The sequence below is a fragment of the Streptomyces coeruleorubidus genome, from assembly GCF_028885415.1.
GTDB classification, from domain to species: domain Bacteria; phylum Actinomycetota; class Actinomycetes; order Streptomycetales; family Streptomycetaceae; genus Streptomyces; species Streptomyces coeruleorubidus_A.
Map to the genome: position 1 here is coordinate 7,729,534 of NZ_CP118527.1, position 24,368 is coordinate 7,753,901.

Genomic DNA, 24,368 nt, shown 5'->3' on the forward strand with positions numbered 1-24,368 from the left:
ACGGCCTTGCATCAGGGATGCCCGCGTGTGACGTGCATCTCACTTCGCGTTTGGATCCTGTAGGGCGGCGTCCTCCACCCATCCGTGCGCGGCCGGTCCTTCATCAAGGTATGCGGCCAGCTTCTCCAGACAGCGCGGGGACAGCCGGCATCGCGATCCACTCGGGCTGCGGGAGGCCAGCGCCTGCACGCCGCCGTCCCGCCACAACTGATGCCACTGGTAAGCCGACTTCGGGCTCACCCGCAGGCGCCGTGCCACCTCGGACGGCTTGATCTTCTGCTCGAACAACTCGGCCGCCTTCATCCGCACCATCTCCCGGCGCTGACGTCCCGCAGGGGTCAGCCCGCCCCCACCCGCATACCTCACACACCACGGAATACAGCCACTACCCCAGGCCCAGCAGGCACTTCAGGAAAGCTCACCCTGACGAGCCGAAGTCAGTAGTACTCCAGCTGTAGATCGTGATCTTGCTGGTGGTGAGGCTGAGGGCGTCTGGGGTGGCCCGTGAGCGCGTGAGTTGGCCCGTGGGCGTCTGGGGTTGGCCGGTGAGCTCTCGGCCTTGAGAGAGCAGGTCTGCGGGAGTGGTCGCTGTCTCCGTCAGGTACGGGACACGTCGGCCGGGTTGTGGCGCCGGTAGTAGCGGGCGACGCGGGTCCGGTTACCGCAGCGGGTGGGGGAGCACCAGCGACGGCGGGGGTGTGACGACAGGAACACCATGACGCAGTCGTCGGCCTCGCACTCCTTGAGCCTGCCGATCGCGGGGGCGCTGAGCAGTTCGGCGGCGGCCTCGGCCAGCAGTGCGGCGAGGCGGGTGCCGAGGGGGCCGGTGCGGCGGGAGATGGCGGTGACCGCGGTGCCGTCCCAGCCGAGTTCGCGAACAGATGGCGCCGCACGCTGGGCCTCGGTGAGTCCGCGCAGGGCGGACCCGGGGGGTTCGGTTCCGTTCAGCAATGCCCGGACGGCGGCTTCGGTGTGTGCTCGGACGGCGTGGACGGGGGCGAGGTCGGCCCGTGTCGGTGCGGTGTCCCGGACCTCTCCCTGGACGCGGTCCCCCTCCAGGGCCAGCCAGTCGGACAACTGTCGCGGGGTGGCGAGCAGATCCACGCGCCCGTCGGCGTCCACCGGGCGGGTGTTGACCAGGTCCAGAGCCAGGACCTCACCGGTCAGCGGTGCACTGTCAGCCATGCCCTAATGCTACATCGCTCGCTTGACACGTTAGTCGGGGCGAGGCTAGGACTAATGCATCTTTGCGCCAAGGAGGCATGTGACATGACGTCCGCGACACCGCCCCGCATTGCTGTTCCGGCCCGGACCGTCCACCGGTTCGTCGAGGTCGATCAGGTGGAGGTCTTCTACCGGGAGTCCCTGCCCGAGCGTCCCGACGCCCCGGTGGTGCTGCTCCTGCACGGCTTTCCCTCCGCCTCGCACCAGTTCCGCCGCCTCATCGACACCCTCGGCCGCCACTACCGGCTGATCGCCCTCGACTACCCGGGCTTCGGACACACCCGCGCCCCGGACGGGTTCACCTACTCCTTCGAGCGGCTCGCGGATGTCGTCGAGCGCTTCACCGAACGCCTGGGCCTAACCCGCTTCGCGATGTACCTTTTCGACTTCGGCGCCCCCGTCGGCTTCCGCCTGGCGCTCCGCCGCCCGGATCGTGTCGCGGGCCTGATCGTGCAGAACGGCAACGCGTACGCCGAGGGGCTGTCGGAGGCGGCCCGCGAGTTCACCGCCCTCACCCCCGACACACCTGGCGCCGAGCAGGCCGTCCTTGGCCTGTTCACCCTGGGCGCCACCCGCGCCCAGTACGAGGGCGGCATCGCCGCCCCTGAACTGATCGCCCCCGAGGGCTGGGTGCTCGACCAGCACTTTCTCGACCTGCCCGGCCGCAAGCAGGCGCAGCGCGCGCTTGCCTACGACTATAAGAGCAACATCGCCGCCTACCCCGACTGGCAGGCGTGGCTGCGCAAGCACAGGCCGCCGACTCTGATTACCTGGGGCAGCCGCGACCCGTTCTTCCCCGAACCCGGCGCGCTTGCCTACCTCTCCGACCTGCCGGACGCCGAACTCCACCTGTTCGACACCGGTCACTTCGCCCTGGAGGATCACTTGCCCGAAATCGCCCTGCTGATTGCCGACTTCCTCACCCGCACCTGGGCCTGACCGGCCCGTTCGCACTCGTCATATCGCCGTGGTCGAGGCATGGGCAGCCGGAGCGACGGCGACCCAGAGGGCTAATCCCGATGCTCAGCCACCCAACTCAAAGCTCACGGGTGCTCAACCACAGGTGGCGGCCGGTGCGGGGACGGGTGCGGCCACCGTTGATCATCGTGAGTTGTGTGGACAAACGATGAGACGGTGCCTCCCGCCCGGTGGCGGGAGGCGTTCGAGGTGACCATGGGCTGGATCGCGGGCCGGTTCGCTCGGTACGAACCCCGCCTGCGGGCCGGGCGGTTGGTGCTGGGACTGCTGTCGGACCTGCCGCGGAAGAACTGCTGGACGATCGCAGAGTGGGCCGGGGAAGCCAGCCCGCGGCATGCAGCCCCTGCTGTGCAGGGCCTCCTGGGACGCCGACGCGGTGCGTGACGACGTTCGCGACTACGCACTAGAGCAGCTGCACGACGACCAAGCAGTCCTCGTAGTCGACGAGACCGGCGACCTGAAGAAGGGCACCCACACCGTCGGGTTCCAGCGCCAATACACCGGAACTGCGGGTCGGATCGAGAATGCCCAGGTCGCCGTCTACCTCGTCTACGCGGGACTGTGCGGGCACCCGGCGGTGGACCGTGAGTTGTACATCCCTCGCTCCTGGACGTGCGACCCGGATCGCTGCCGGGCCGCAGGGCTGGGCGAGGACACCGCCTTCGCGACCAAGCCGGAACTGGCCGCCCGTATGATCGGCCGGTTTCTCGGCGCCGGGCACCGCGTGGGCTGGGTCGCAGCGCCAAGGTCGTGGGCATCCTCGTGTCGAGCTGGTCGCTCGCGCTGGTGCTGGACGTGCCGATGGGGTCCTTCGTCGGGCAGTGGGCGGGCTGGCGGTGGACCTTCGGCCTGTTGTCGCCGCTCGGTGTCCTCGTCCTGGCGGTGATGCTCCGTGTCGGAGGCGGGCCCCGAGCCGTCGGTGGGATGGGCCCGGGCTTTCCTGGCGCCGAGGGTGCCGGCGTACGTGCTGGCGACCTTCCTGGTGATGCTCGGCTGGTACGGCATGTACACGTTCCTCGGCACCGCCCTGGAGTACCGGTACGGCTCCGGAAGCTCCCTGACCGGCGTCATGGGCGCGTCCTGACCGTCTCGCTGGCGGGCTGGTGCCCGCGCTGATGGGCGGAAGCCCCAGAGAGGTAGACGGAGCTTAAAATAAGTTGCTATTATTTTTTATGACCTCCTCTACCGACGCCGCGAACACGATTCCCACGGGCAGCGCTGTGGCCCCCGGTCGGCGTTCGCTGGCTCCCGATCTCGCGCGCGGCGTGATGCTGCTCGTGATCGCTGTCGTTCACGCGCACATGTACGTTCAGGCAGACGACTACTTACCGCTCGGCTACCCCACCGAGGGCGGATTACTGGACCGGGCCGTCGCGGGCGTGGTCACCGTCATGGGCGACACTCGCGGATACCCCATGTTCGCCGCCCTGTTCGGGTACGGAGTAGCGCAGATCCACAGACGGCAACAGGCTGCGGGGAGGGAGTGGCACGACATCCGCCGTCTGCTGCGACAGCGCGGCCGCTGGCTGGTCGTCTTCGGTGGCTGCCATGCCGTCCTGCTGTACTCCGGCGACATACTGGCCGCCTACGGGCTCATCGCGCTCTTGCTCGCCGGGATTCTCAGGTTCAGGGACAGGTCGCTGCTCGTGGCCGCCGGCGTGCTGTGCCTCATCAGCACGACCTTGTTCTCCCTGATATCGGCGAGCGCTGACATGGACGGCGGGGCCAGCGCGGTGGTCAGCACGACTGAGAATCCTCTCCGGGACGCACTCAACCGGGCGACCGGCTGGCCGGGCTCGACGCTGATGCTGGTCTTCATCTCGGTCGGACCGTTCATGCTCGGCGTCTGGGCCGCCCGTCGACGTGTCCTGGAAGAGCCCGGCCGCCATCAGCGGTTCCTGCGGAACACGGCCGCGATCGGAATCGCCGCCGCCATCGCCGGCGGGCTCCCACTCGCGCTGATCACTTCGCTCGTGTGGACCGACCCGTCACAGGCCACGCTCGGGATGGCAGGCGTACTGCACATGGCCGGCGGAGTCGCGGGCGGCTTGGGGTACGCGGCCCTGATCGGGCTGCTGGCGGTACGTGTCGGCGAGCAGCGCGGTCCGCTCGTGACCGCGCTCAGCGCCTGCGGTCAGCGTTCGATGACCTGCTATCTGCTGCAGTCGGTCGCCTGGCTCGGTCTGTTCGCGCCCTACACGCTGAATCTCGGCCGGCACCTCGGCGTCGCGGAAACCGTGCTGGTCGGCGTCATCGTCTGGGCGTGCTCCGTACTGATAGCCGACGTGCTGCGACGCATGAACCGGCGTGGTCCCGCCGAGACAGCGCTCCGCCGGCTCACCTACGGTCCGTCCCGCGAACGTTCCCCTGCCCAGAAGGCGTCCTGACCGTCAGCGTGAGGCCGCCCCGCCGTCGAACATGGGGATCACGCGTCGCGTCACGTTCGAGTTGCCCCGTGTGGGGAATGCGTGGCCGCCGCTGGAAAGCTCGACGAAGGCGCCCTCGGTGCCGGCGGGCAGGGTGGCGTAGAGGGTGTCGCGCAAGGACGGGGTGACGGTGCCGTCGTCCCGGGCGCCCATGACCATCGTCGGCACCTGGACGTTGGACAGGTCCGGTGAGAATGAGGCGGGCGCGAACGGGACGGCCGCCTTCAGCGACGGCCGCCGCTGGGCCGCGCTGATGGCGCCGCCGCCCATGGAGTGACCCATCACTCCGAGCCGCTGGGGATCAACCCGGTCGCGCACCGGGCTGCGCTGGACGAGGTGGTCCAGTGCGGCGAGGAGCCGGGTATCGCGGTCGCACTCTGTTCCTCCTCGTGCAGGGCGTGTCCGCAGCCCGCCAGGACAGCGGATGAGCCCTGGAGAGGCGCGTCCATGACAAACGCGGCCCCTGTGCGGGATTCGAGAGGCACGCCATCAGAGGGGTGGATTCGGCGAGTTGCGATACCGGCACGTCGTGCGGCCCGGGCGTGACAGGTTCTGTCGCGAAGTCGGATAGGTCGTTGAGGTTCTTTCGGTTCTGTTGACAATTGAGGAGGCTACTGAGGCACCCGGCATGCGGCAAGGCGTCAGCCCGACAGGTTCCCGAGTCTCGCCGTGGGGTGGGAATCAGCGCTGATCAGGTAACGACCGCCCGCTAATCCCCAGTTGAGATCAGTCGACGCGCCGGCGTGAATCGGTCGCATGCAGGGACGGCCGGCCGGGACCCTGCGTCGGGGAACCGGCTTGATCAAACAGATTGTCACATTCGGTCCGTGCAAAGGTCTTGCCGCTTCTTGGAAGCCCCTTCTAGCCTCAGTGGGAGCGCTCCCAGTGATCCAAGGCAAGATCCCTCCCGCGTGTACGGCGTAAGTGAATCGTTTCATTCATGGTGCCGGGACCACGGAACAAGCCCTGCCCACCCACGTGAAGGAGCCGCACATGTCCGTCCGGAGTCTGCGAAGAACCCGTGGGCCGGTCACGTTGTTGCTGGCGGTGTTGCTGGCCGCCGTCTCGCTGGTCGCCCTGCCCGTGTCCAGCGCGAGCGCGGCCGTGATCGACACGTCCGCCTACTACCAACTGGTCTCACGCCACAGCGGCAAGGCCATCGACATCTCAGGAGGCTCCACCGCCGACGGCGCCGGGGTCGTCCAGCGGACCCCTGAAACCGCTGCCAGCCAGCAATTCCAGTTCGCCGATTCGGGCAACGGGTACTACCGGATCAAGGCCCGGCACAGTGGCAAGGTGCTCGACGTCGAGGGGTGGTCCACGGCCAACGGCGCGAACGTGCTGCAGTGGACGGACAACAACGCCGTCAATCAGCAGTTCGGCGTGGTCGACATCGACAGCCAGTATGTGCAGCTGATCAACCGCAACAGCGGCAAGGCTCTGGAGGTCTGGGAGCAGTCGACGGACGAAGGTGCCCGGATCTCGCAGTACAACGACGTCGACGGCTTCAATCAGCAGTGGCGGCTGGTCAAGGTCGACGGCGGCACCAGCCCGGATCCCGACCCGCCGGTCGGTGACGCCCGGCAGATGGAGGACCTGAACCGGGGCCTGGTCTCGGTGCGTTCGGGCTCGAACAATCTGGTGTCCTGGCGGCTGCTGGGCACCGAGGGCTATGAAACAGCGTTCAACGTGTACCGCAACGGCACGAAGGTGAACGGCTCGCCGGTCACCGACTCCACCAACTACGTTGACAGCGGCGCCCCTTCGGATGCCTCGTACACCGTGCGCGCGGTGGTGAACGGCACGGAGCAGCCGGCTTCGGAGCCCTCGCTGCGCTTCACCGGCGGCAACTACCTGGATGTGCCGCTGTCTTCGCCCGGTTCGGGTTACACGCCGGTGGAGGCGAGCCCGGGTGACGTGGACGGCGACGGGCAGTACGAGCTGATCGTCAAGTGGGACCCGAGCAACGCGAAGGACAACTCACAGCCCGGCGTGACCGGCAACGTCTACATCGACGCCTACCGGCTGAACGGCCAGCGGCTGTGGCGCATCGATCTCGGCCGCAACATCCGGGCCGGGGCGCACTACACGCAGTTCCAGGTGTACGACTACGACGGCGACGGCCGGGCCGAAGTGGCCATGAAGACGGCGGACGCCACACGCGACGGGCAGGGCACGGTCATCGGCAACGCGGGCGCCGACCACCGCAACTCCAGCGGCTACATCCTGGCCGGGCCCGAGTACCTGACCATGTTCAACGGTCTGACCGGCGCCGCGATGGCCACCGTCAACTACGACCCGCCGCGCGGCAACGTCTCCTCCTGGGGCGACAACTACGGCAACCGCGCGGACCGCTTCCTGGCCGGTACCGCGTACCTGGACGGACAGCGCCCGTCCCTGATCATGGCCCGCGGCTACTACACCCGCGCGGTCATCGCCGCCTGGGACTTTCGCAACGGGCAGTTCGTCAAGCGATGGACGTTCGACTCCAACGCCTCGGGCAACGGCGCCGCGTACGGCCAGGGCAATCACCAGCTGTCCGTCGCCGACGTCGATGCCGACGGCCGCCAGGAAATCGTCTACGGCTCCGCGACCATCGACGACAACGGCCGCCTGATGTATGCCACGCGCTTCGGCCACGGCGACGCCCTGCACGTCGGCGACTTCGTGCCGGGCCGCACCGGCCTGGAGGTCTTCTCCATCCACGAGGCGAGCAACCAGCCCGGCTCCGACCTCCACGACGCCCGCACCGGACAGGTCATCCACCGCACCCCCACCAGTGGCTCCGACGAGGGACCGGGCCGTGGCGTTGCCGGTGACATCTACGCCGGCAACGCGGGCGCCGAGTTCTGGGGCTCCGGACCGAACATGAGCAACCTGCGCAACTCCTCCGGAGGCAACGTCGGCCGCAACCCGTCCTCGGCGAACTTCCTCGCCTGGTGGGACGCCGATCCGGTGCGCGAACTGCTGAACGGCACCCAGATCGACAAGTACGGCACCGGCGGCGACACCCGGCTGCTCACCGGCAGCGGCGTGGCCTCCAGCAACGGCACCAAGTCCACCCCGGTGCTCTCGGGCGACCTCTTCGGCGACTGGCGCGAGGAAGTCATCTGGCGCCACTCCGGCAACAACGCCCTGCGCATCTACGCCACGTCCACCCCCACGACCACCAAACTGCACACCCTGGCCCACGACGCCCAGTACCGCACCGCCCTGGCCTGGCAGAACACCGCCTACAACCAGCCGCCCCACCCCGGCTACTTCCTCGGCGCCGGCATGACCCGCCCGCCGCAGCCCAACGTCTACGTGCGCTGACGGCACCCGCCGGCACACGGGGAAGGAACAACACTCCAGGTCGGCCGGGACAGCCCCCGGCCGACCTGGAGGTCCCCGGACCAGCGGAGCCGGAACGGCTTCCGTCAGTCCCGGGCGCCGAAGACCTGGACGCCCGCTCCCACACCAGCCTCGGAGTAGTCGTGGAAGCCGCGCCCGGACTTCCGGCCGAGCAGACCTGCCTCCACCATGCGCAGCAGCAGGGGAGGCGGGGCGTGCTGCGGGTCCTTGAAGTCGGCGTACATCGCCTCGGCGATGGCGGTGAGGGTGTCCAGGCCGATCAGGTCGGCCAGGCTCAGCGGGCCCATGGGGTGGGCGCAGCCGAGGACCATGCCGGTGTCGATGTCCTCCGCGCAGGCATGGCCGGACTCCAGCATCCGGATCGCGGAGAGCAGGTAGGGCACCAGCAGGGCGTTCACCACGAACCCGGCCCGGTCCTGGGCACGGATGACCTTCTTGCCCAGCGCCTGCGTGACGAAGTCCTCGGCACGGGCCTGTGCCTGATGGGCCGTCAGCAGTGAGGGGACGATCTCCACGAGCTCCAGCACCGGCACCGGGTTGAAGAAGTGGACCCCGATCACCTGGTGCGGGCGTGCGGTGGCCATGCCCAGTTTCATGATGGGGAGGGAGGAGGTGTTCGAGGCGAGCAGCGCGTCCTCGCGGGTGACGACCCGGTCCAGCTCGGCGAACAGCTCGACCTTGACCTTCTCGTCCTCCGTCGCCGCCTCCACCACCAGGTCCCGGTCGGCCAGTTCCGCCAGGTGCGTGGTGACCCGCACCCGGTCGAGGACGGCGTCGCGTTCCGTCACGGAGAGCTTGCCGCGCCGTACGCCGCGCTCCAGCGAAGCGGCGATCCGGGACCGGCCGGCCCCGGCCGCGCCGGCGTGCACCTCGTGCACCACCACGTCCAGCCCGGCCCGGGCGCAGACCTCGGCGATGCCCGCACCCATCAGGCCGCAGCCGACGACCCCGACCCGGCGGATGCCGGGCCCTGGCGCATCGCTCACCGGAACGCCGCCTGGCCCGTCAGTGCCTGCCCGATCATCAGGGTGTGCATCTCCACGGTGCCCTCGTAGGTGAGGATCGACTCCAGGTTGTTGGCGTGCCGGATCACCGGGTACTCCAGCGAGATGCCGTTGGCGCCGAGGATCGTCCGGGCGGTCCGGCAGATCTCCAATGCGGTACGGGTGTTGTTGAGCTTGCCGTGACTGACCTGCTCGGGGCGAAGTCCGCGGTCGTCCTTGATGCGGCCGAGGTGGAAGGCGAGCAGCGTGCCCTTGGCCAACTCCACCGACATGTCGGTGAGTTTGGCCTGGGTCAGCTGGAAGGAGCTGATCGGGCGGCCGAACTGGACGCGGTCGCCGGCGTAGGCCAGGGCGGTCCGGAAAGCCGACCGGGCGGCGCCCATCGCGCCCCACGCGATGCCGTAGCGCGCCTCGTTGAGGCAGGACAGCGGCCCGCGAAGACCCCGTACCTCCGGCAGCACGGCGGATCCGGGCAGTCGTACCGAATCCAGCACGAGCTCGCTGGTCACCGAGGCCCTCAGGGACATCTTGTGCTTGATCGCGGGGGCGGAGAAACCCGGGGTGTCGGTCGGGACGACGAAGCCGCGCACGCCGTCGTCCGTACGGGCCCAGACGACGGCCACGTCGGCCACCGATCCGTTGGTGATCCACATCTTGCGCCCGTCGAGGACCCAGTCGTCGCCGTCACGGCGGGCCGCGGTGCGCATGCTGCCCGGGTCGGAGCCGGAGTCGGGCTCGGTGAGTCCGAAGCAGCCGATCGCGGTCCCTGCCGCGAGGCGCGGCAGCCACTCCTCCTTCTGCTCCTCCGAACCGAAGGCGTGGATCGCGTACATGGCCAGCGAGCCCTGGACCGAGACCAGGGAGCGCAGTCCGGAGTCGGTCGCCTCCAGTTCCAGGCAGGCGAGACCGTAGTCGACGGCGCTCATGCCCGCGCAGCCGTAGCCCTCCAAGTGCATGCCCAGCAGGCCGAGTTCGCCGAGTTCCTTGGTCAGGCCACGGATGTCCTCGATCGCGCCCTGCTCGAACCAGTCGGCGATGTGGGGCTCCACGCGCCGGTCGCAGAACGTGCGGACGGCATCGCGGACGGCGCGTTCGTCCGGGGTCAGCAGGCTGTCGAGTTCGACGAGGTCGAGAGGGTCGGCCGGGCGTGGGGCGTGCTGGGCGTGCATCAGGGGTCTCCAGGGTTCCGAAGGCTACGAGATGAACAGGCCGCCGGTCAGGGGGGTACCGGCGGCCTCCGGCTGGTGGGAGGCCGCCGGGTCGCTCACGAGGCGGCGGTCGGGCTGATGACGGTCACGAGGCGGCGGTCGGGCTGATGATGAAGTTGCTGAATCCGCCGTTGCGCCGGGCGAAGCCGCCGATGGCGTCGTTGACCTGTTCCAGCGGGAAGACCTGGTGCTCCAGCGGTCCGAGGTCCAGCAGACCGGCCTCCACCATGTCCGCCATGGCCTGGCCCTCGCCGGAGGTGAACCAGGCCGATCCGATCAGCCGCAGCTGCTGGTCCATCATCCGGTGGATGTCGACGGGCAGATCGCCGGCGACCGCGCCGATGTTCACCGCGATGCCCCCGCGTGCCATCGCCCGCATGCCGGCCAGGAACGTCTCGTGCGGGGCGCCCGGGCCGAGCGCGTCGATGTAGATGTCGGCGCCGTAGCCGTCGGTCTCCTCACGGACCCAGTCGTCGAGCGGGCCGTCGTCCAGGGCGTGCAGCCGCAGGCGTCCGTCGGCGAGCTTGCCGACCTGGTCGAGCAGGCCCTTGTCGCGACCGGTGCCGTAGACGTGGGTCAGGCCCATGGCGGGGGCGAGGAGTGCGGCGCCGATGCCGAGGGTGCCGCTGATGCCGTTGACCAGGATCGTCTTGCCCGGGCCGGCCCCGGCCTTGCGGAGGGCGGAGTACATGGTGCCGAGGTAGCCGAAGCGGGCCGCCGCGTTGAACGACAGCGCGTCCGGCAGCTTCACCAGGGAGTACGCGGGCGCCACCATGTACTCGGCGAGGCCGCCCTGGTAGCGGTCCAGCAGGTCCAGGGCCGTCGGTGAAAAGCCGAAATATCCGGCGAAGGCGTAGCTGGCGCAGTTGATCGAGTCGCCGTTGCGACAGGACCGGCACGAGCCGCAGGAGCGGCCCGGGTTGACGTACACCCGGTCGCCCGGCTTGAACGCCTGGACACCCGGGCCGACGGACTCCACCACACCCGCCGGGTCGAGACCGAAGATCGCCGGCAGGGTCGGCAGCGGGCTGTGCGGGAACCAAGTCGTCCACATGTTCAGGATGTTGGCGAGGTTCGGAACGATGTTGACGGCGTGGACGGCCACGCGGACGTCACCGGGGCCGGGCTCGGGAACGGGCAGTTCCTCGATCCTCATCGGCTCGCCGACGGCGTGCATCCGCGCGGCTCGCATGGTCGCACTCATGGCGTCTCCTCGGGTTCGGCTTCGGGTTCGGCTTCGGGTACGGCTGGGGGAGACGGCGCCAACGGTGGCGCGGCCTCTGGGAGTTGTGGAGGGTGGGTCAGTTGTCCAGCAGCGTCGTCAGCCGCGCGCGCTGCAGCTTTCCGGTGGCCCCGCGGGGCAGGGCGGGTACGACGCACAGCCGCCGGGGCCACTTGTGCCGGGCGAGCCTGCCGTCGAGGTGGGCACGGATGCCGTCCAGGGTGGGGTCGCCGGAGTCGGTGACCAGGAAGGCGGTCACCAGCTCGCCCCAGACCGGGTCCGGAGCCCCGGAGACCGCGACTTCGACGACACCTGGGAAGTCGGCGAGCGCGTTCTCGACCTCGGCGGGATCGACGTTCTCCCCGCCGGTGATGATGGTGTCCTTGAGCCGCCCGACCACCGAGAGCCTGCCCTCCGCGTCGAACAGCCCCCGGTCCCCGGTGTGGAACCAGCCCTCGCGGTCGGTCACGGCCATTGGCCCGGCAGCCGTCCAGTAGTCGGCGGCCACCGACGGCCCGCGCACCCAGATCTCGCCGGGTGTGTCCGGCGGGGCGGGCGACCCGGCCGCGTCCACGACCCTCAACTCGACCTGCGGGACGGGTGCTCCGGTGGAGTCGGCCGGCTCGTCGGGCGCGGAGTACGTCACCCCGGCCGCGGTCTCGGTCAGGCCGTAGGAGTTGACCACGCCGACCCCGCGGGCCCGGAACTGCTCGCGGGTGGCGGTCTGGGCGGGTGAGCCGCCGGACAGGATCCACCGCAGGGTGTCCAGGTCCTGGCTGCCGAACCGGGGGTGGCGGGCCAGCAGGGCGGACATGGCCGGTACGGCGAAGGCGCAGGTGACCTTGTGGTCGCGGACCAGGTCGACGAACAGGTCCGGGTCGAAGCACGGGGCCAGGATCACCGTGCCGCGCCTCGCCCAGGTGTACTGCGGAAGCCCGCCCAGTACGGCGACATGCGCCAGCGGGGTGGAGACGAGCGCGGTGTCGTCCGCGCCGAAGGGCAGCCGCGCCAGCCCGCCCACCATGCTCCAGTACAGGTTGTCGTGGGTCAGTGCGACGCCCTTGGGACGGCCGGAGGTGCCGGACGTGAACGCGATGATCGCGATGTCGGAGCCGACCGGGGTGGCGTGCGCGACCGCCTCGGGTCCCTCGTCCTCCTCGGGATTCAGGTCCTCCCAGGCCAGACGGAGACCGGAGACCGCGGGAAACGTCTCGTCGGCGACCAGGGCCGTCGGGCCGGTCTCCTCGCACACGACGGCGAGTTCGCCCTCGGTCACCTGCGGGTGCAGCGGCACGAGCACCGCCCCCATCCGCGTCACCGCGAACAGCGTGATCAACGCCTCGGGCCGGGGCGCCCCCTGCATCACCACCCGATCGCCCTTGCGCACCCCGAACTTGTCGAGCCGGGCGACGGTGCGCCGTACCGCGAGGTCGAGTTCGGCGTAGGTCCAGGTCCGGTCCTCGAAGACGAGGGCGGTTCGGTGGCCGGCCTCGGCCGCGCTGACGGCGAGGTGCGCGCCGAAGGTGCTGGTCATGCTCTCACCTCCGCGGTGCGTCTGGCGCGGGCGAGCGCGCCGAGGGTCGTCCCCGCCAGGTCGGCGGCCGACACCGGCGCTTTCCCCTCCAGCAGCCGACGGGCGGCCAGGTGCTCGGCGGGCCAGTTCAGCGTCTCGACAGCCACCAGCCGGTCCGCGCGGAAGGCGTACGCGGCCAGCCGCTCAGGGGATTCGCCCGTCACCAGCAGCACTTCGTCGGAAGGGGAGCGCAGCCCGGCGATCTGCAACTTGACGTCGCCCTGGTCGCTCCAGAACCACGGCAGGCTCTCGTACACCGCGGGTGACCCCGCGATACGGCGGCCCACCAACGCCCCCTGGTCGATGGCGTTCTGCACGGACTCCAGCCGCACCAGCCCCTCCGTGTGCGGATGCGGATGCCGGGCGCAGTCGCCGACGGCGGAGACCCGCGGATCGGTGACCGAGCGCAACTGCTCGTCCACGACCACGCCGTCGGCCACCTCCAGCCCGGCCTCCCGGGCGAGTTCGTCCCTGGGTACGGCGCCGATGCCGTAGACCACGAGATCGGCGGGCAGAACGCCCTGCGAGGTGACGACCCGCTCGACCCGTCCCGCACCTTCCAGGGCCTGTACGGCAGCCCCGGTGAGGACCCGGACACCGGCGCGCTCGTGCCTCTCCCGCAGCCGCGGTTCCAGCTCCGGCGACACGGCCCGGCTCAGCAGCCGGTCGGCCAGTTCCACGACGGTCACGCGGGCGCAGCGGGCCAGAGCGACCCGGGACAGCTCCAGCCCGATGAACCCGCCGCCGACGACCACCACGTCCCGGGCCGTCTCCAGCGCCCGGCCGATCGTCAGGGCGTCGTCGAGGGAGCGCAGGGCATGGACGCCGGACAACTCGGCGCCGGGGGAGGGCAACCGACGGTTGTCCGCGCCCGTCGCCAGCACCAGGTGGTCGTAGGAGAGACGGGTGCCGGCCCGGGTGAGGACCGTGCGGGCCGCGGTGTCGAGGGCGATCACATCGTCCCCGAGGCGCAGGTCGATGTCTCGCTCGCCGTAGAAGGACTCCGGCACCAGTTCGACGCGCAGGCCGTCCGGCTCGGTGTGCGCCTTCTTCGACAACGGCGGCCGCTGGTACGGCAGATGGGGTTCCGCGGCGAACACGGTGACGGGACCGTCGTAGCCGGATGCGCGCAGCGTCGAGACGACGCTGAACCCGGCCTGTCCGCCGCCGACGACGACCACGCCCGCTGGGCTCGTCATACCTGCTCCTCGGGCACGTGGACGACCAGTCCGTCCAGGGCGTCGGAGAGCTGGATCTGGCAGCTGAGCCGGCTGGTGGGCCGGCGTTCGGCGGCGGTGAAGTCGAGCATCTCGTCCTCGACGTCGCCCGGCGGGCCCACCAGCTCGGACCGGTCCTCGGCGACGTAGACGTGGCAGGTGGCGCAGGAGGCGTTGCCTCCGCACTCGGCGACGATGCCCTCGACGCCGTTGGCGACGGCCGCCTGCATGAGGACGGTCCCCGACTCGGCGGTGACCTTGCGTTCGGTCCCGTCGGGCGACCGGAAGATGACGGTGGGCATGAAGTTCTCCCGATGGGGACGGCTCAGGGGGCTTGCCAGGTGACGTGCAGCGAGGTGAGTCCGCGGAACACCCAGCCGTCCATGCGGTCGTCTGCGCCTTCGACGGGGCGCAGTCCCTTCAGACGGCTGAAGACGAGGGGCCAGGCGATCGCGCTGACCTCGTGGCGCGCTACCCACGCGCCCATGCAGAAGTGCGGTCCGCCGCCGAAGGCGAGATGCGGGCGGTGCGGGCGGTCCAGGTCGAACTCGTCGGCCCGCTCGAAGACCGACTCGTCGCGGTTGCCGGAGGCGATGACGAGGGCGACGCGGCTGCCGGCGGGCAGAGTGACGCCGGCGATCTCGTGGTCCTCGGTGAGCTGGCGGGGATACATGCCGATCGGTGAGATCCAGCGGGCGGTCTCCTCGAAGACCCGCTTCCAGCACGCCGGGTCCCTGAGCACCCGCTCCAGCGCCTCGGGGCGTCGCAGCAGCGCCCACGCGCCGACGCCGAAGACGTCGCGCGGCTCGTTGACGCCTCCGCCGATGATGACCTTGACGTTGTTCTGGATCTCGGCGAGTTCCACCGGCTCGGCCGCGTGGACCATGGAGGAGATCACCGAGCCGTCGGGCTCGCGGCGCACGGCCTCGGCCGTCTCGGCCACCGCTTCCTCGATGGCCCGGGTCGCCTGCTCGGCGCGGAGCCAGACGTCGGGGTCGTCGGCGTAGTTGCCGTTGCCGGCCATCATCGCCCGCGACCAGTCGGCGATGTCGTCGGCGCTCGCGTTGCGCAGGCCCAGCACCAGGGCCAGGTTGGCGGCGGCGAGCGGCTCCGCGAAGTCGGCGATGAGGTCGGCCTCGCCGCGGCCCTCGATGCGGTCGAGCAGTTCGTGCGCGGTGCGCTCGAAGGCGCCGGCCCACAGGTCGCGGACCTGGCGGGGACGGGTGGGCGGTTCGGCCGCGGCCCGCAGGCGCCGGTGCTCCGGGTCGTCCTCGCGGAGCAGGTTCGGGCCGACCGTGCGCAGCAGCAGCGACCCCTCCTCGCGGGAGCTGAACACCTCGGGGAGCTTCTCGGCGCGGACGATGTCCTCGTACCGGGTCAGCAGATGCCGGCCGACCGACGGGACCCAGGCGAGCGGTGCGGTGCGGCGCAGCTCGGCGTAGCAGGGATACGGGTCGCGGCGCAGCTCGGCCAGGTCGAGCTCGACGACGGGCGCACCGGGTGCGGCCGTCGTCAGGACGCTCATGATGTGCCGCCCGCGCCGATCAGGACGAAGAACGCCGTGGCGGGCTCGGTGCCGTTGTTGCGCCAGGCATGGCGGGTGGCGTTCTGCACGACGATGTCGCCGGGCCCCAGGACCGCGGTCTCGCCGCCGTCGAGGTCCAGGACCAGCTCGCCGGAGAGCACCACGCCGTAGTCCACGGTGGGCGTCGTGTGCATGCCCGGGTTGTCCGGTTCGAAGAGTTCGGCGAGACCGGGGCTGAACTGCAGCTGCTCGGCCGCCGCGGCGGCCGGGTCCCAGCCGGGGTCGGCGTAGACACTGGCCGGCGGGAAGGTGACGGTCAGCGCGACCGTCTCGCCCGGCGCGGGCACGAAGGACTCCAGGGATGCCGTCGGATCGGCCGACGGGACGGCGGGGGCCGCCGTGTTCCACACTAGGGAGCGGGCGAAGCCGGGGGTGTGGACGGACCGACTGGTGCGCGGCGGCTCGCCGTCACTGACGATCACGGGCTTGCCGCTCGGGCTGACACCGGTGACGACTCGACGGACCATGATTCTCTCCCTTGAGAAACCAACCTACTGTTAGATGCTTGACGGTAAAGGGTCTAACTGTTTTCGGCGGTCGTGCTACGGCGGCTCCGAGCACGAGTCGGTGGATGGCCGGTTTCCCGGGGCCCGGTCACTCCGCGGGCGGGGTCTCCTGGTGCACCAGCGTACGCAGCAGATGTACCAGCTCACTGAGCTGGTCGTCACGGAGTACGCCGGTCCAGGCACGCTCGCGCTGGGTCTGGGCCTCGATGGCCTGCCGCAGCGTCTCACGGCCCTCGGGGGTGAGCTCGACGAACAGCTGGCGGCGGTCGGACTCGACGCGCTCGCGGGTGACCAGGCCCCGGCTCTCCAGGGTCGTCAGCGCGCTCGAGATGCTGGCGCGGGTGGATCCGGAGACCCGGCCGATGTCCTGCTGGCCGAGCGGGCCGTAGATCCACAGGGCGTTCAGGATCCGGAAGCCCGCCCAGGTCAGGCCCAGCGGCCGGTGGACGTGCTTCTCGAAGTCCTTGGTGAGCCGCGCCTCGAGACGGGTGAGGTCGGTGACCATCTCGATCGCGTCGAGGTCCCGGGGATCGGTCGTGCCCAGCTCACGATGGTGGTGGCGCAGCAACTCCGAGAACTCCCGGGTCCGGCTCGCGCCGGTGCTCCCCTTCCCGCGCACGGTGTCCGTCACGGTCTCCCGCCCTTCCCTCTGTCTAGCCGGCGACGACCGGATTGACCATAGTGCCCACGCCCGTGACCTCGGTGCGCAGGATCTTGCCCTCGGTCAGGTACAGCCGCGGGGTGCGGCGGACGCCGCAGCCGGCCGGGGTGCCGGTGAAGATCAGGTCTCCCGGCTCGAACGTCACCCGCTTCGACAGCCAGGCGATCAGGGCGGGCACGGGGAAGATCAGGTCCGAGGTGCGGCCCCGCTGCACTTCGAGGTCGTCGACCCAGCCGGCCACCTCGATGTCGTCCGGGTCCTCGAACTCGTCGACGGTCACCAGGTACGGGCCGATCGGGCTGAAGGTGTCGTACGACTTCGGCAGCGTGAACTGGTTGATCGGCTTGCGCCACTGCTCGCGGCGGTCGCTGATGTCCTGCCCGGCGGTCACTCCCGCGACGTACGACCAGGCGTCCGCCTCGGAGATGTTCTTGCCGGTCCTCCCCATGATGACGACGAGTTCGGCCTCGTAGTCGACCTTGTCGTACTGCGGCTCGACCACGATGCGGTCGTAGGGGCCGACGACGGACGAGGCGAACTTCGCGAACACCGACGGCTCGTCCGGCACGGGGAGGTTGGACTCCTCGGCGTGCGCACGGTAGTTGAGGGCCACCCCGATCGCCTTGTACGGCTTGGCGACGCGGCCCAGGTCGCGCGGGTCGAACGGCTTCCAGTCCGCCTCGTCGGCACGCTCGGCGAGCGCGCGCAGCTCCTCGTGGAGGGACAGGTCGGACAGGACCTCCAGGCGCGGCTCGATCGCACCCTTGCCGGCGTCCGCGATGTCGAGGGCGCGGTCGCCCTGCACGAGGACGGGACGGCCGGCGAGGTTGGCGAGCTTCATGCGGGCACTTCCTTCTGGTCGGGCTGCGGGAGGGGGAGTGCGAGGTCGCCCTCCGTCCGGACGCCGAGCGTGTTGATCACGGTGGCGATGGTCAGGTACTGGCCGACGGTGTAGAGGACGTCGATGACCTGCTCGGTGCTCAGGTGCGCGGTCAGCCGGTTCCACAGCTCGTCGTCGACGCCCTGCCGGTCGACGAGCGAGTCGGTGGCGGTGAGCAGCAGCCGGTCGAGGTCGTCGAGCCCGTCCCAGGTTCCGGCCGCGGCGGCCAGGATCGTCTCGTCGGTGAGGCCGGCGCGGCGGGCGATGCGGACGTGCTGGTCCCACTCGTACGCGGCCCGCGCCCGGGCGGCGATCCGCAGGATCATCAGCTCCCGGGACCTCAGCGGCAGGGTGTTCTTGCCCAGCACGTGGTTGCTGAAGACGAGGTAGCGGCGCAGCGCGTCCTCGTGGTGGGCCAGGGTCGCCCAGATCGCGTAGATCCGGCCGTCCTGGTCGCGGTACGGCGCCAGCGACGCCAGTGTCTTCTCCTGTAGATCCGCCTCGTCGACGGGCTGCAGGCGGGGCTTCTCCGGCATCGGAGTCCTCCTCGGCTCGATGACGGCAACGTATTCGTCAGAGCCTTGACCGTCAAGAGTCTAACAAATATCGTCCTCGGCATGACGATCCAGAGCCTTGGTTACGTAGGGATCGGCGCGCCCGATCCGACAGCGTGGGCGGAGTACGCCCGCACGGTGATCGGCCTCGCGGTCGAACCCGGGGCTGCGTCCGACAGCGGCTCCGCCCCGGGCGAGGGGCCCGTGCGCTATCGCCTGCGGATGGACCAGCATCCGTTCCGCATGTGGCTGACGGAGGCGGAGACCGGTGGTGTGACGGTCATCGGCTGGGAGGTCCGCGACGGGGCGGCGATCGACGCGATGACGGTGCGGCTCAAGGAGGCCGGCGTCGACGTCACGGCGGGCACCGAGGAGGAGTGCCTGGACCGCCAGGTGGCCCGCATGGTGCACTTCAGCGGCCCGCTCGGTATCCGCACCGAGCTGTTCTGCGGCCGCCGCCTGGCCCCCAGCCAGTTCGTGTCACCGCTCGGCGTCGACTTCGTGACCGGCGAGCAGGGGCTCGGGCACGTCGTGATGAAGACGCCGCACGTCCAGGAGGCCGTCGACTTCTACTGCGACGTCCTGGGCTTCCGGCTCAGCGACACCGCCGACTACCCCTGGGGCACCTTCTACTTCCTCGGCTGCAACCCGAGACACCACAGCGTCGCCTTCATCCGCTCGTACAAGAACGAGGGCACCCACCACATCCTGTGCGAGGTGACCAGTCCGGAGGAGGTCGGCCGCGCCCTCGACCGCACGCGCGAGCACGACGTCGAACTCATGGCCACGCTCGGCAAGCACGCAAACGACGGAATGTTCTCGTTCTACATGAAGTCGCCCGCCGGTTTCGGCATCGAGATCGGCACGGGCGGCGTGCAGGTCGACGAGAGCACCTGGGTCAGCCGCACCTACACGGCCGACATCTGGGGTCACCACCCGGTTCCGTAGCCCGACTTCGCGTCCCCCGACCCCACTGAAAGAAAGCGGGCCGTATCCCATGCTTCTCGAAAGCTACCTGCAGGACACCTGGGTCGCGCCATCTGCCGCCGACGCGACGGCAGTTGACGTGCACGACGCCGTCACCGGCGAGACGGTCTGCCGCGTCTCCTCCCAAGGCCTGGACCTCGCGGGCGCGTTCGACCACGCGCGCCACGCCGGGGGCCCCACGCTGCGCGCGCTGACCTTCCACCGGCGGGCCGACATCCTGGACGCGCTCGCCGCGGCCGTCCGCGCTCGCCGTGAGGAGCTGTACGTCCTCTCGACCCGCGCCGGCGCCACCCTCGACGACGCCCGCTACGACGTCGACGGCGGCATCCGCGTCCTGCGCGACTACGCGATGCGGGCACGCGCCGAACTGCCGGACGCGCCCCACCTCGTGGAAGGCCCCGCCGAACGCCTCGCCCGGGGCGAGGACTTCCTGGGCGTCCACCTCGTCAGCCCCTCCCCGGGCCTGATGCTCCAGGTGAACGCCTTCAACTTCCCGGTGTGGGCGCCGCTGGAGAAGCTCGCCCAGGCCGTGCTGGCGGGCATGCCCAGCGTGGTGAAGCCGGCCACCCCGACCGCGTACCTCACCGAGCACCTGGTCCGGATCGTCACCGACGCCGGCGCCCTGCCGCCCGGCGCCCTGCAGATGGTCGCCGGTTCGGTGCGCCCGGCACTCGGCCTGCTCGGCGAGCAGGACGTCCTCTCCTTCACCGGCTCCGCCGCAACGGCTGAAACGCTGCGCACACACCCCAACCTGGTGGCCCGTTCCGTCCGCTTCAACGCCGAGGCCGACTCCGTCAACGCCATCGTGCTGGCCCCGGACGTCACCCCGGGGTCCCCGCTGTTCGAGGCGTTCGTGCGCGAGGTGGTGACCGAGATGACCGTCAAGGCGGGCCAGAAGTGCACCGCGATCCGCCGCGTCCTCGTCCCCCGCGAACACGAGGCCGCAGCGCTCGACGCGATCGCCGCCGAGCTCGCCGGGGTCACCATCGGGAACCCCGCCGCACAGGGCGTGCGGATGGGGCCGGTCGTCAGCCTCGCCCAGCGCGACGACGTACGGCAGGCGGCGCGGAAGATCGCCCAGTCCGGACGCTTCGTGCACGGCGACCCCGAGAAGGTGCGCGTGCTCGACGCCGACTCCGAACGGGGGGCGTTCCTCGACACCCTTCTCGTCTCCGCCGACCCGGACGCCGCCGCACCTCACGAGGTGGAGCCGTTCGGACCGGCCGCGACCGTGCTGGCGTACCGCGACACGGCCCACGCGACGAACCTGGTGGCGCGCGGCCGGGGCAGCCTCGCGGCCTCCGTCGTCGGCGACGACCTCGCCTGGACGACCGCCTTCGTCCAAGAGGCGGCCCCCTGGCACGGGCGACTGCACCTGCTGGACTCGACGAACATGGCGCAGACCACCGGCCACGGATCGCCGCTTCCCGCCCTGAAGCACGGGGGCCCCGGCCGGGCCGGCGGCGGATCGGAGATGGCAGGCACCCGTGGAGTCGTGGACCTGATGCAGCGCACGGCACTGCAGGCCTCGCAACGGGTTCTCGACTCGCTGTGGAGCACCCCGTCGTCCTCGCCTGCCGACCACGCCTGACGTCATGCGGGCCGGGCGGGCACGGTCCGAACGACATGACCCCGACCCATTCCGACCTGTGACGCTACCGACTTCAGTGGGGCGGGGGCGGCCCCACCGAGTCGCGTACCACGACGTGCGTGCCCAGCAGCAGGTGTTCGTCGGGGGCGCCCGGCGTGTGTTCGAGGGCCGTGCGGACGGCGAGGCGGCCGAGTTCCTCGTAGGGGACGTGGACCGTCGTCAGGGCGGGGTGCAGGTCGCGGGCGAAGGGGATGTCGTCGTAGCCGGCGAGGGAGATGTCGCCGGGGACGGTCAGGCCCGCCTCGTGCAGGGCGGTGAGGGCGCCCGCCGCGACCATGTCGGTGGCGGCGACGACGGCCGTGAAGTCGAGGTTCTCCTTGAGCGCTTGCTGCATGAGGCGGTGGCCCGCGTCCCGGGTGAAGTCGCCGTGCAGGAGGAGGGACGGGTCGGGGGTCAGGCCCCGGGCCCGGTGGGCGGCGAGATAGCCGCGTTCGCGGCCCAGGGCCGTGGTGTGGTCCGTCCGACCGCCGAGGAACAGCACCCGGCGGTGGCCCTGGGCGAGGACGTGGGCGACCAGGGTGTAGGCGCCGCCCTCGTTGTCGTACTCGATGACCGTCACCGGGGCGCCGGGATCCAGTGGTGGTCTGCCGCACAGGACCAGGCGGGAGCCGGCCGAGGCGAGGGAGTCGGCCATGCGGTGGGTGCGTTCGCGGTACTCGGGGGTGTCGGCGGTGCCGCCGACCAGGATCACGGCGGTGGCGCGCTGGGCACGCATCATCTCGACGAACTCCAGCTCGTGCCGGACGTCGCCCTCCGTGCTGCACACCAGGCAGAGGTGGCCGAGGCGGGTCGCCTCCCGTTCGACGCCGTGGGCCATGTGCGCGAACGACGGGCCGGTGATGTCCTCCAGCACGAACGCGAGCGTGGGCGTGCCGACGCCCGCGATGGCCTTCGCCCGCGCGTCCGCGACGTAGTCCAGCTCGCGGACCGCCCGCATGACGCGCCCGCGCGTCGCCGCGCTCACCGGGTACACGCCGCCGAGCACCCGTGACACCGTCGACGCCGAGACCCCCGCGCGGGCCGCCACGTCCCGGATGGTGCTGCGGTTCGCGTCCCCGCTCTTCCTCGTCATGACTGCCTCGTCTCTCCCGGGCGCCGGTCCGCACCCACCCCGCGGGAACTGCGGCAACACCATGGCAACCGGTTCCCTGGACGGAGGCTAGCAGCGGGGAGGGCAAGGGAGGAGTGGTGTGCGCGGACCGGTGTCGGAGTTGGGTGACGAGCCATTCCCGGAAGGTGGGCCCGGCGAGCTTGCGTGCGGGCTGGACGGGAACCCGCCGACCGCCGAGGAGTGCCAGTGACACGGCCACGGGGATCACGGCATGGGACGAGTCACCCCCGTGTGGAAGGCGTGGCCGGATCGCGACCATGGCCTTCAGCGTTCCCCGCCTGTGGATCGGCTCGACCGAGATCATCGCCCTCGCCGACGGAGAAGGCAGCCCGTTCTTCTCCCCGCGCGCCGAGGCCTTCCCCGAGGCCACGGCCGCTCAGTGGGCCGAGGCCGACCGCTACGACCCGGGCGCGGTCGACGCGGAGGGCCGCTGGCGGCTCCAGTTCCGCGCGTACGTGATCCGCGGCGACAAGGGCCTCACCGTCGTGGACGCCGGGATCGGTCCGGCGGACAGCCCGGCCGCCTCGTGGGCGCCCGTGCCCGGTGTGCTCCCCGAGTCGCTCGCCGCCGCGGGCATCGACCCAGCCGAAGTCGACACCGTGGTGCTCACACATCTGCACACCGACCACGTCGGGTGGGCGGTCGTGACCGAGGCGGCCGTGCCATCGGCGGGCCGCGCGGTGGACGGTGACACTTCGGCCGGCGGCCGCCGCCCTTATTTCCCGAACGCCGAATACCTGCTCCAGCGGGCCGAGTTCGACGCCCTCGACGCGCTCAACCCGCAGCTTCGCGAGACCCTCACCGACCCGCTCACGGCCGCCGGTCGCCTCCGGCTCCTCGACTGGGACACGCCGCTGCGCACCGGGCGCGCGGTAGCCACGCCCGGTCACACGCCCGGACACCAGAGCGTGCTGGTCGCCGACAGGCGCGAGCTGGCGCTCGTCACCGGCGATCTCCTGGTGCACGCGCTCCAACTGCTCCACCCCGAGCTCGCCTACGCGCACGGCGGCCAGATCCAGGCGTGCGAGTGCGTCGGGGCCGTAAGGCCGGTAGCCCGCCGGACGACGCTCGGTCGTCCGGCCGCCATGACGGTCAAGGCCGAAAGGCGACCCGGTGGGCGAGGACCCTGGGGTGCAGCGGCCTCCACCGGTCGCTGACGAGCAGCAGCGGAAACAGAGCGGCCAGCTCAGTCAGGACGGAGCGGCCGACGACGTATGCGATGCCTCAGCCCGGGACGTCGAAGACGTCGCGCAGCACTTGGTCGCTGTCGTCATGACGTACATGCCGGCCCTGGACCTGGCGGCCACGCTGCTCGGTCGACATGGTGTGTATGGGTGGTCCTTGTCCGTTCCTCGTCCGTGTGTCTGTGAGTCCGTGGTCGGTCGGTGGTCATCCGGGACGGCGGTTGCGCGGAACCTTCTCCAGGACCAGGTGGTAGGAGTGGTCGACGAGTTCGGCCACCAGATCCGCGGTGACGCCCCGGCCGGCACCCACGGAGATCCAGTGCCGCTTGTCGAGGTAGCGGCCAGGAGTGATCGAGTCGTGCCGGCCTTGCAGCAGCCGCCCGTACTCCGGCTCCGCCTTGACGGTGACGATGCGTTCGTCCGGGTCGTCCGTGACGATCAGGAAGACCTTGCCCGCCACCTTGTAGACGTCCAACTGCTCAGTGAACGGGCGGACGTGGCCGGCCCCCGGCAGCGCGAGTGCCGTGTCGCGCGCAGTGTCCTGGAGCTTCTCGCCGGTGAAAGCCATGACTGACGTCAGGCGCGGCGGCCGTAGGTGTGCGGGTCGACCGGCTGCCGGGCCTTGGGGAGCCGGCCGACCACGAGCAGGTAGGACTCGGTCACGAGCTCCCTGACCAGCTTCTTGTCGATCGCGTCCCCGCCCTCCAACGTGATCCAGTGCTTCTTGTTCATGTGGTAGCCGGGCGTGATGTCCGCGTTCTCCTCGCGCAGCGCCTGGGCCTCGCCGGGGTCCGACTTGAGGATCACGACGGGGCGTCCCGGAACCTCGGTCATCAGCATGAAGACCTTGCCGCGCACCTTGAAGACCTCCCAGTCGGGGCCGAAGGGGTGCTCCAGGCCCGCTCCGGGCAGTTCCTCGGCGCAGTCGGCCGCCGTCTGCTGCAGTGTCTTTCCGTTCATGGTCGTCAACTCCTCGATCGATGTCAGTGTCCGAGCCCGTGCGGGCCAGGGCCTGTGTGGTCGTCTCCGGCGTGGTCGGTACG

At 70.5% G+C, this 24,368-nt stretch carries 23 protein-coding genes and 2 pseudogenes; 8 read left to right on the plus strand and 17 right to left on the minus strand.

Annotation, left to right across the window (positions count from 1 at the left end):
* Positions 1-69: 69 nt before the first annotated feature.
* Together PV963_RS35720 and PV963_RS35725 are read right to left on the minus strand one after the other, a co-directional pair.
* Positions 70-366 (minus strand): annotated as a pseudogene (locus tag PV963_RS35720) (helix-turn-helix domain-containing protein); the annotation flags it as partial.
* 231 nt (positions 367-597) lie between these two features.
* Positions 598-1,185, minus strand: coding sequence for a CGNR zinc finger domain-containing protein (locus PV963_RS35725; protein WP_274820601.1), 588 nt, complete (start codon positions 1,183-1,185; stop codon positions 598-600).
* 84 nt (positions 1,186-1,269) lie between these two features.
* Between PV963_RS35725 and PV963_RS35730 the strand changes: the two genes are divergently transcribed.
* From PV963_RS35730 to PV963_RS35745, 4 genes and pseudogenes are all read left to right on the plus strand, one after another.
* The gene (locus PV963_RS35730; protein WP_274820602.1) at positions 1,270-2,163 is read left to right on the plus strand and encodes an alpha/beta fold hydrolase; all 894 of its coding nucleotides are present in this window, start codon (positions 1,270-1,272) and stop codon (positions 2,161-2,163) included.
* Between the two features lie 234 nt (positions 2,164-2,397).
* A pseudogene (locus PV963_RS35735) lies at positions 2,398-2,965 on the plus strand (IS701 family transposase); the annotation flags it as partial.
* 129 nt (positions 2,966-3,094) lie between these two features.
* Complete coding sequence (locus PV963_RS35740) at positions 3,095-3,286, plus strand: hypothetical protein (protein WP_274820603.1); 192 nt, start codon at positions 3,095-3,097, stop codon at positions 3,284-3,286.
* Positions 3,287-3,374: 88 nt separating this feature from the next.
* Positions 3,375-4,589: a DUF418 domain-containing protein gene (locus PV963_RS35745; RefSeq protein ID WP_274820604.1), complete on the plus strand. Its 1,215-nt coding sequence runs from the start codon at positions 3,375-3,377 to the stop codon at positions 4,587-4,589.
* A gap of 3 nt (positions 4,590-4,592) precedes the next feature.
* Here the strand turns inward: PV963_RS35745 and PV963_RS35750 are convergent, their stop codons facing one another.
* Positions 4,593-5,102, minus strand: a complete 510-nt coding sequence (locus PV963_RS35750; RefSeq protein ID WP_342456443.1) for a dienelactone hydrolase family protein — start codon at positions 5,100-5,102, stop codon at positions 4,593-4,595.
* 519 nt (positions 5,103-5,621) lie between these two features.
* On the opposite strand from PV963_RS35750, the gene PV963_RS35755 reads away from it, so the two are divergent.
* A complete protein-coding gene (locus tag PV963_RS35755) occupies positions 5,622-7,943 on the plus strand; it encodes an RICIN domain-containing protein (protein ID WP_274820605.1) in 2,322 nt (773 codons plus the stop codon).
* Between the two features lie 104 nt (positions 7,944-8,047).
* On the opposite strand, the gene PV963_RS35760 is transcribed toward PV963_RS35755, so the two are convergent.
* The 11 genes from PV963_RS35760 to PV963_RS35810 all read right to left on the minus strand — a co-directional run bounded on the left by PV963_RS35760 (position 8,048) and on the right by PV963_RS35810 (position 18,374).
* Positions 8,048-8,968: a 3-hydroxybutyryl-CoA dehydrogenase gene (locus PV963_RS35760; RefSeq protein ID WP_274820606.1), complete on the minus strand. Its 921-nt coding sequence runs from the start codon at positions 8,966-8,968 to the stop codon at positions 8,048-8,050.
* Positions 8,965-10,155 carry an acyl-CoA dehydrogenase family protein gene (locus PV963_RS35765; RefSeq protein WP_274820607.1) on the minus strand — a complete coding sequence of 397 codons (1,191 nt, stop codon included), beginning with the start codon at positions 10,153-10,155 and terminating at the stop codon, positions 8,965-8,967. The genes PV963_RS35760 and PV963_RS35765 overlap by 4 nt, the downstream gene beginning before the upstream one ends.
* A gap of 124 nt (positions 10,156-10,279) precedes the next feature.
* Positions 10,280-11,398, minus strand: a complete 1,119-nt coding sequence (locus PV963_RS35770) for an alcohol dehydrogenase catalytic domain-containing protein (RefSeq protein ID WP_274820608.1) — start codon at positions 11,396-11,398, stop codon at positions 10,280-10,282.
* Between the two features lie 97 nt (positions 11,399-11,495).
* The gene (locus PV963_RS35775; RefSeq protein ID WP_274820609.1) at positions 11,496-12,950 is read right to left on the minus strand and encodes a class I adenylate-forming enzyme family protein; all 1,455 of its coding nucleotides are present in this window, start codon (positions 12,948-12,950) and stop codon (positions 11,496-11,498) included.
* Positions 12,947-14,188, minus strand: a complete 1,242-nt coding sequence (locus PV963_RS35780) for an NAD(P)/FAD-dependent oxidoreductase (RefSeq protein WP_274820610.1) — start codon at positions 14,186-14,188, stop codon at positions 12,947-12,949. Before PV963_RS35780 ends, PV963_RS35775 begins: the two co-directional genes overlap by 4 nt.
* Positions 14,185-14,508, minus strand: a complete 324-nt coding sequence (locus PV963_RS35785) for a 2Fe-2S iron-sulfur cluster-binding protein (protein ID WP_274820611.1) — start codon at positions 14,506-14,508, stop codon at positions 14,185-14,187. Before PV963_RS35785 ends, PV963_RS35780 begins: the two co-directional genes overlap by 4 nt.
* A gap of 23 nt (positions 14,509-14,531) precedes the next feature.
* Positions 14,532-15,731, minus strand: a complete 1,200-nt coding sequence (locus PV963_RS35790; protein WP_274820612.1) for a cytochrome P450 — start codon at positions 15,729-15,731, stop codon at positions 14,532-14,534.
* Positions 15,728-16,258, minus strand: coding sequence for a cupin domain-containing protein (locus PV963_RS35795; protein ID WP_274820613.1), 531 nt, complete (start codon positions 16,256-16,258; stop codon positions 15,728-15,730). The genes PV963_RS35790 and PV963_RS35795 overlap by 4 nt, the downstream gene beginning before the upstream one ends.
* Positions 16,259-16,385: 127 nt before the next feature.
* Positions 16,386-16,928, minus strand: coding sequence for a MarR family winged helix-turn-helix transcriptional regulator (locus PV963_RS35800; RefSeq protein WP_274820614.1), 543 nt, complete (start codon positions 16,926-16,928; stop codon positions 16,386-16,388).
* A 22-nt stretch (positions 16,929-16,950) separates the two neighbouring features.
* On the minus strand, positions 16,951-17,799 hold the full coding sequence (locus PV963_RS35805; protein WP_274820615.1) for a fumarylacetoacetate hydrolase family protein: 849 nt from the start codon (positions 17,797-17,799) through the stop codon (positions 16,951-16,953).
* Positions 17,796-18,374 carry a carboxymuconolactone decarboxylase family protein gene (locus PV963_RS35810; protein WP_274820616.1) on the minus strand — a complete coding sequence of 193 codons (579 nt, stop codon included), beginning with the start codon at positions 18,372-18,374 and terminating at the stop codon, positions 17,796-17,798. Before PV963_RS35810 ends, PV963_RS35805 begins: the two co-directional genes overlap by 4 nt.
* 81 nt (positions 18,375-18,455) lie before the next feature.
* Here PV963_RS35810 and PV963_RS35815 point away from each other — a divergent pair, with 81 nt between their 5' ends.
* Complete coding sequence (locus PV963_RS35815) at positions 18,456-19,340, plus strand: VOC family protein (RefSeq protein ID WP_274820617.1); 885 nt, start codon at positions 18,456-18,458, stop codon at positions 19,338-19,340.
* A gap of 49 nt (positions 19,341-19,389) precedes the next feature.
* The gene (gene paaZ, locus PV963_RS35820; RefSeq protein ID WP_274820618.1) at positions 19,390-20,970 is read left to right on the plus strand and encodes a phenylacetic acid degradation bifunctional protein PaaZ; all 1,581 of its coding nucleotides are present in this window, start codon (positions 19,390-19,392) and stop codon (positions 20,968-20,970) included.
* Between the two features lie 73 nt (positions 20,971-21,043).
* On the opposite strand, the gene PV963_RS35825 is transcribed toward paaZ, so the two are convergent.
* On the minus strand, positions 21,044-22,102 hold the full coding sequence (locus PV963_RS35825; protein WP_274820619.1) for a LacI family DNA-binding transcriptional regulator: 1,059 nt from the start codon (positions 22,100-22,102) through the stop codon (positions 21,044-21,046).
* Positions 22,103-22,398: 296 nt separating this feature from the next.
* Between PV963_RS35825 and PV963_RS35830 the strand changes: the two genes are divergently transcribed.
* Positions 22,399-23,298: an MBL fold metallo-hydrolase gene (locus PV963_RS35830; protein ID WP_274820620.1), complete on the plus strand. Its 900-nt coding sequence runs from the start codon at positions 22,399-22,401 to the stop codon at positions 23,296-23,298.
* Between the two features lie 232 nt (positions 23,299-23,530).
* Here PV963_RS35830 and PV963_RS35835 read toward each other — a convergent pair whose 3' ends face one another.
* Positions 23,531-23,893, minus strand: coding sequence for an MmcQ/YjbR family DNA-binding protein (locus PV963_RS35835; protein ID WP_274820621.1), 363 nt, complete (start codon positions 23,891-23,893; stop codon positions 23,531-23,533).
* An 8-nt stretch (positions 23,894-23,901) separates the two neighbouring features.
* Positions 23,902-24,285, minus strand: coding sequence for an MmcQ/YjbR family DNA-binding protein (locus tag PV963_RS35840; RefSeq protein ID WP_274820622.1), 384 nt, complete (start codon positions 24,283-24,285; stop codon positions 23,902-23,904).
* Positions 24,286-24,368: the final 83 nt, after the last annotated feature.

Coding starts and splice junctions, on each gene's coding strand:
- PV963_RS35725 (WP_274820601.1), bottom strand. CDS start 1,185: ATGGCTGACAGTGCACCGCTGACCGGTGAGGTCCTGGCTCTGGACCTG.
- PV963_RS35730 (WP_274820602.1), top strand. CDS start 1,270: ATGACGTCCGCGACACCGCCCCGCATTGCTGTTCCGGCCCGGACCGTC.
- PV963_RS35745 (WP_274820604.1), top strand. CDS start 3,375: ATGACCTCCTCTACCGACGCCGCGAACACGATTCCCACGGGCAGCGCT.
- PV963_RS35755 (WP_274820605.1), top strand. CDS start 5,622: ATGTCCGTCCGGAGTCTGCGAAGAACCCGTGGGCCGGTCACGTTGTTG.
- PV963_RS35765 (WP_274820607.1), bottom strand. CDS start 10,155: ATGCACGCCCAGCACGCCCCACGCCCGGCCGACCCTCTCGACCTCGTC.
- PV963_RS35770 (WP_274820608.1), bottom strand. CDS start 11,398: ATGAGTGCGACCATGCGAGCCGCGCGGATGCACGCCGTCGGCGAGCCG.
- PV963_RS35775 (WP_274820609.1), bottom strand. CDS start 12,950: ATGACCAGCACCTTCGGCGCGCACCTCGCCGTCAGCGCGGCCGAGGCC.
- PV963_RS35780 (WP_274820610.1), bottom strand. CDS start 14,188: ATGACGAGCCCAGCGGGCGTGGTCGTCGTCGGCGGCGGACAGGCCGGG.
- PV963_RS35785 (WP_274820611.1), bottom strand. CDS start 14,508: ATGCCCACCGTCATCTTCCGGTCGCCCGACGGGACCGAACGCAAGGTC.
- PV963_RS35790 (WP_274820612.1), bottom strand. CDS start 15,731: ATGAGCGTCCTGACGACGGCCGCACCCGGTGCGCCCGTCGTCGAGCTC.
- PV963_RS35795 (WP_274820613.1), bottom strand. CDS start 16,258: ATGGTCCGTCGAGTCGTCACCGGTGTCAGCCCGAGCGGCAAGCCCGTG.
- PV963_RS35805 (WP_274820615.1), bottom strand. CDS start 17,799: ATGAAGCTCGCCAACCTCGCCGGCCGTCCCGTCCTCGTGCAGGGCGAC.
- PV963_RS35810 (WP_274820616.1), bottom strand. CDS start 18,374: ATGCCGGAGAAGCCCCGCCTGCAGCCCGTCGACGAGGCGGATCTACAG.
- PV963_RS35815 (WP_274820617.1), top strand. CDS start 18,456: ATGACGATCCAGAGCCTTGGTTACGTAGGGATCGGCGCGCCCGATCCG.
- paaZ (WP_274820618.1), top strand. CDS start 19,390: ATGCTTCTCGAAAGCTACCTGCAGGACACCTGGGTCGCGCCATCTGCC.
- PV963_RS35825 (WP_274820619.1), bottom strand. CDS start 22,102: ATGACGAGGAAGAGCGGGGACGCGAACCGCAGCACCATCCGGGACGTG.
- PV963_RS35830 (WP_274820620.1), top strand. CDS start 22,399: ATGGCCTTCAGCGTTCCCCGCCTGTGGATCGGCTCGACCGAGATCATC.
- PV963_RS35835 (WP_274820621.1), bottom strand. CDS start 23,893: ATGGCTTTCACCGGCGAGAAGCTCCAGGACACTGCGCGCGACACGGCA.
- PV963_RS35840 (WP_274820622.1), bottom strand. CDS start 24,285: ATGAACGGAAAGACACTGCAGCAGACGGCGGCCGACTGCGCCGAGGAA.